This is a genomic window from Dyadobacter sp., from assembly GCF_051859145.1.
Taxonomy (GTDB): Bacteria; Bacteroidota; Bacteroidia; order Cytophagales; family Spirosomataceae; genus Dyadobacter.
Genome location: NZ_JBHYGF010000307.1, coordinates 1 through 5,252 on the forward strand (window position 1 = coordinate 1; position 5,252 = coordinate 5,252).

A 5,252-nucleotide genomic window follows, 5' to 3' on the forward strand; every position below is an offset into this window, starting at 1 on the left:
AAGTACACCGAATGAAGGCAGCTTAGATGAAGAAGTAAACATTTCACAAACGTGTCCACTTTTTTCAGGACAAGACATCCATCCTCCCATTCCTCTTTCCTCCCTTTCCTCCCTAAAAAAACTACTCGCTTCTCAAACTCTTCACCGGATTCATCACCGCTGCCCGGATACTCTGGAAACTGACGGTCAGGAATGCGATGGCGGTGGACAGGATGCCGGCGAGTACGAAAACCCACCAATATATATCTGTTTTGTACGCAAAGTTTTCGAGCCATTTAAACATCGCAAAATAGGCTACCGGCGAGGCGATGATGAATGCGATAAAAACCAGTTTTAGAAAATCCCTGGAAAGTAATCCTACAATGCTGCCGATGGATGCGCCCATTACCTTCCGGACACCAATTTCCTTGGTACGCTGCATGGTACTGTAAGAAGCAAGGCCCAACAATCCCAGACACGAAATAAAAATGGCGAGGATTGCGAAGTTGAAGAACAGCTTTTCAAAACGCTCCTCGGCGCGGTACTGGCGGTCGAAAAATTCGTCCATAAAGTAATAGCTGAAAGGTCGCTCGGGGACGATCTGTTTCCACTTCTGCTCTACTGCGGCGAGCGTGCTTTTTACATCTTTGCCTTCCATTTTCACAGCTACCAGCTCTGTTCCATTGGGTTCAATGCGCATGGAAAGCGGCTTGATCGTTTCCTGTAAAGAGCGGAAGTGAAAATCTTTGACAACACCCACAATCTTGCCTTCCCTGCCCCATTGCTTAAAGCGGCGACCGATCGCTTCTTCCGGCGAGCTGTACCCGAAAAGTTTCACCGCGGCTTCGTTCAGCACCATTGCCTGCGTGGTGTCGGTTCCGAATTCGTTTGAGAATGGTCGGCCAGCGGCCATTTTCAGCCCAAAGTGCAGAATGTAGTCAAAGTCTACAAAGTACAGGTCCAGGTTCGCGATCTGCAATTCACCGCTTTTGTTCTCGATCTCTGAATAAGCCCCGGGATTACCGCTGCCTGGTACGCTGGAAGAAATGGTTGTTGATTTCACACCCGCAAGACTGCCCAGCGATTGCCGGAATGCTTCTTTCTTCGGATCGCCCTGCGAGTTGACGATCAGCATCTGATCTTTGGCAAAACCCAGGTCACGGTTGCGCATGTAGTTCATTTGTGTATAAACCACAATTGTTGATATGATCAGGGCAATTGAAATCGCAAACTGAACAGTTACCAGTCCTTTTCTCAGCAATATCCCTTTTACACTCGTAGTAAACCTACCTTTTAACACAATCACAGGCTCGAATGATGAAAGTACCAGAGCCGGATAGATCCCTGCCAGTACACCAATGCACAATGCAGCCACAAACATGAGCAACAGGTAACCAGGGTTACTGAAAATCCCGGTGCTGATTACTTTTCCTGCAAGTGTATTGAACAACGGCATCAGGGCAGCCGACAGGAGCATGGATAAAATGAATGCAATAAGACAAAGCAGCACAGACTCACTGATAAACTGCCGCGCAACCAGGGATTTCGGCGCACCTACCACTTTGCGGATTCCTACTTCTTTTGCCCGCTCAACAGAACGCGCGGTAGTGAGGTTGATGAAATTAATGCAGGCGATGAGCAGGATAAAGATTGCAACTGCCGCAAATATATACACGTTGTTCATACTCCCAGTCTCCTGCCCGCCACGTGTCGTATGCAGGTATACATCCCTGAGTGGTTCGAGAAATAGGGTGTAATGCATCTGGTTCTGGTCCATCAGTTTTCCGGCCCTTTTCCTGAGAAAGTCGGGAAACTTCTTTTCCAATGCAGCGCCGGTAGTTCCGGGTTTGAGCAGCAGGTAAGTACTGGCCCCGAAGTTGCCCCATTGTTCGTCCAGGTCTTTGCTGAACCGTTGCGTTTGGGTGGACATTGAAATAAGCATATCGGCCTTGATCTGCGAATTTTCAGGAATATCCTGCATAACGCCTGTTACTACCGCAGGAAGCCCGTCACCCGAAAGCAGCAACGTTTGTCCGATCGGGTCCGCATTCCCGAAGTACTTTTCGACCGCCTTTTCGCTCAGTACCAAGCTCAGCTGGCTTTTCAGCGCCGTCTTCGGATTTCCTTTTAATAATTTGAAATCAAAAACCTGAAAAAGGCTCGAATCCGCGAAGAGTGTATTTTCCTCCTGAAACTTAAGATCACCTTTCCGCACAAGGAAACTGCCGCCGCTTACCCGCGTAAATGCCTCAACCTCGGGCAGCAATTGCCGGAGCGAAAGCCCACGAGGTAGAACTGGTGTTGATTGTTTCAGAAGGTGTTTTAATGTCGGTTACCAGCCTGTAAATGCGATCGCCTTTACTATGAAATGCATCATAATTCAGTTCGAAACTGACATACAAAAAGATCAGGAAGCAAGCCGACATCCCAACAGTCAGCCCCATTACATTAATAAAGGAAAAAACCTTGTGCTTCCACAGGTTACGAAACGCGATTTTCAGATAGTTTTTTAACATGTTTTTTCTAGGTTAAATTTTTTAAGGAGAATGGAGGAAGGAGGAAAGGGAGGATGGTTTTTGTCCCCTTCGTCCTTTCTCCCTTTCGTCCTTTACTCCCTTTTTAAAGACTCCACCGGATTCATCAGGGCTGCTCGGATACTTTGGAAACTGATGGTAATCAAGGCGATTATAATGGCGGCGAGGCTGGCGGTGAGGTATATCCAGACCGGGATTTGAATGCGATAGGAGAAATCTTCCAGCCATTTTTCCATGAAATACCAGGCAATTGGCAGGGAAAAGACAATAGATAACAATACCAGTTTGATGAAATCTTTGGATAACAAAGTTACAATTCCAGCCACCGACGCGCCCAGTACTTTCCGGATTCCTATTTCCCTTGTGCGGGTTTCGGCGGTGAATGTGACCAGTCCGAAAAGTCCCATGCAGGCAATGAAAATGGCAACGCCGGTGAAAAGCGAGAACATTTTTGACATTCTTACCTCCGTCTGGAATGTTTCATTGAATGCATCATCGAGGAAGTAGTATTCAAATGGTTTGCTCAGTTCATACTTTTTGAAGATTTTACCAATCGCTTCCACATTTGCTTTGATGTCCGCTTTCGGATCGAGGCGGGCGTACATTACTCCGCTGGAATTTCCATATCTGAGAATATTGGTGGTATCGCTCATTACGTAAAGTCCAAGTCCACGAATCCCTTCCCGCGGTGAGTTATAATGAAAGTCGCTGACGATTCCGGCAATTTCGTCTCCGTCACCCAGCTTCTGCCCTACCGGGTTGCCTTTTACACCCAGCTCCTTGATCGCCGCTTCATTCAGCAGCACATAGTTCCGGTTTTTATAAGTACCCGCCTGCGGTGCCACTTTCAGCTTTAAGCCCAGGGTTTTCACAAAATTTTTGTCGGCCACCATGGTGATCAGTCCTACATCTTTCTGCGTTGTAAAATTTTTGAGGAACCAGATATTGTACCCTTTGAACAAACCAGAGTTGGTAGCAGAGACACCGGTTACGCCAGCCCTGTCGCGGATCTCATTTCTTAATGGAAAGTAGTTGTTCGTCAGCGATTGGGTAATCGGAATGGCGAGTACCTGGTCTTTGTAAAGGCCGAGTTCTTTATTTTGCAAAAACGTGAGCTGATCTTTCACAACGAGGCTGCACACGATCAATGCAATGGAAACTGTGAATTGAAAAACCATAAAAGTCTTTCTGACTGCTGTACCGCTTTGTCCGGCTGAAAAGCGGCCTTTCAGCACCTGCAACGGGGCAAATCCCGATAAAACCAGCGCCGGGTAGCTGCCGGCAATGAGGGCGGTGATAATCAGTAACCCACCCAGAAAGACCATAAATTGCGGTGAAAGCAGGAATGAAGCGTCTATTCGTAGCCCAAGCAGATTATAAAATGGTTGCATCAGCAGATTAACGAGCAGGAAAGACAACAGGAATGCGACCACGCAAACAAGAATTGACTCCATGTAAAACTGCGCAACAAGCCCTTTTTTACCCGCTCCAACAACTTTACGGACACCTACTTCTTTCGCGCGCAAAGTGGAACGGGCTGTGGTAAGACTCATATAGTTGAACAGCGCCAGAAAGAGGATCAGCAATGCAATTCCCGCAAAAATCGGGATCATCCTGCCCACTCCTACCCCTTCAAAGTTGTTCCCCAAATGGATTGTGCTGAATTGATCGAGCACGTACTTTGAATCTTTGTCCAAAAAATCGGTGGTACTGCTAAGCTTCCCGATTCCCTTCTCTACGATTCCAGCCGAAGTTTCCGAATCAAGCAGCAGGTAAGTCGTGAAGACGCCCTCATTTCCATAAAGATCTTTGTTCTGTGCACTTAGCTGCGGGAAAGTACTGGCAGCAGTGATAAAATCGAGGTCAAATGTGGAGTTAGAAGGCGCATTTTCAATGATACCGGTGATTTGCATCGGATGTTTTCCATCATACAAAAGTGTCTTTCCAATGGGATAAGCTGCACCAAAATACTTCTGCGCCGCCCGCTCGGAGATGACCAGCGTAGACGGCTTATCGAGCGTGCGGCTGCTTCCTTCTTTGAACCTGAATGAGAATACGGAGAAGAAAGAAGGATCTGCAAAAAGGAAATTCTTCTCATAAAAAAGCTGGCCGGTAGCCGGCGATTTGATCACGACTTTCTCGTAAGACTCTTTAATCCGCACGAACTCCTCTACCTGCGGCTCACTAGTTTTTAATGCCGGCCCCACACGCTGGTTGAATCCCGTCATTTGAAGATCATTCCCGTCTATCCTGATCTTGGCTTTCAGTCTGAATATCCGATCATGATTTGCGTGAAACTCATCGAAGCTCAGCTCGTGCATCACAAAAATGAGGATCAAAACGGAAACCGCCATTCCCAAAGCCAGCCCGGCAATATTGATCACCGAGTAAGTCTTGTTATGCACCAGCGTACGTAACGCGATTTTCAGATAGTTTTTCAGCATAGTTCTTATTTTTTAAGGAGGAAGGGGAGGATGGAGGAAAGGGAGGAAGGTAGTTCCTCCATCTTCCCCTTCCTCCATCCTCCATTACTCCGACTTTAAAGACTTCACCGGGTTCATCAATGCTGCTTTCACACTTTGGAAACTGATGGTCAGCAATGCAATTCCAACCGATACCAGTGCTGCAAAAAGGAAAACGCCAATGTGAATGTTGGTATGGTATGCAAATTCCCGCAGCCAGTTGTCCATTGCCCACCAGGCAACAGGCGAGGCAATCAGGATAGCGATGGTTACGAGT

At 47.2% G+C, this 5,252-nt stretch carries 4 protein-coding genes; all 4 read right to left on the reverse strand.

The window, feature by feature from the left end:
- Positions 1-121: 121 nt before the first annotated feature.
- Positions 122-2,245, reverse strand: coding sequence for an FtsX-like permease family protein (locus ACTIE6_RS16980; RefSeq protein ID WP_439557776.1), 2,124 nt, complete (start codon positions 2,243-2,245; stop codon positions 122-124).
- Positions 2,229-2,495, reverse strand: coding sequence for an ABC transporter permease (locus ACTIE6_RS16985; RefSeq protein WP_439557777.1), 267 nt, complete (start codon positions 2,493-2,495; stop codon positions 2,229-2,231). Before ACTIE6_RS16985 ends, ACTIE6_RS16980 begins: the two co-directional genes overlap by 17 nt.
- Positions 2,496-2,587: 92 nt before the next feature.
- A complete protein-coding gene (locus tag ACTIE6_RS16990; protein WP_439557778.1) occupies positions 2,588-4,957 on the reverse strand; it encodes an ABC transporter permease in 2,370 nt (789 codons plus the stop codon).
- Positions 4,958-5,041: 84 nt separating this feature from the next.
- Positions 5,042-5,252, reverse strand: a 211-nt coding sequence (locus ACTIE6_RS16995) for an ABC transporter permease (protein WP_439557779.1), incomplete at its 5' end; no start/stop codon positions are given.

Excerpts from the sequence above, each read along its gene's own strand:
- ACTIE6_RS16985 (WP_439557777.1), bottom strand. The coding sequence starts at position 2,495 with ATGTTAAAAAACTATCTGAAAATCGCGTTTCGTAACCTGTGGAAGCAC.
- ACTIE6_RS16990 (WP_439557778.1), bottom strand. The coding sequence starts at position 4,957 with ATGCTGAAAAACTATCTGAAAATCGCGTTACGTACGCTGGTGCATAAC.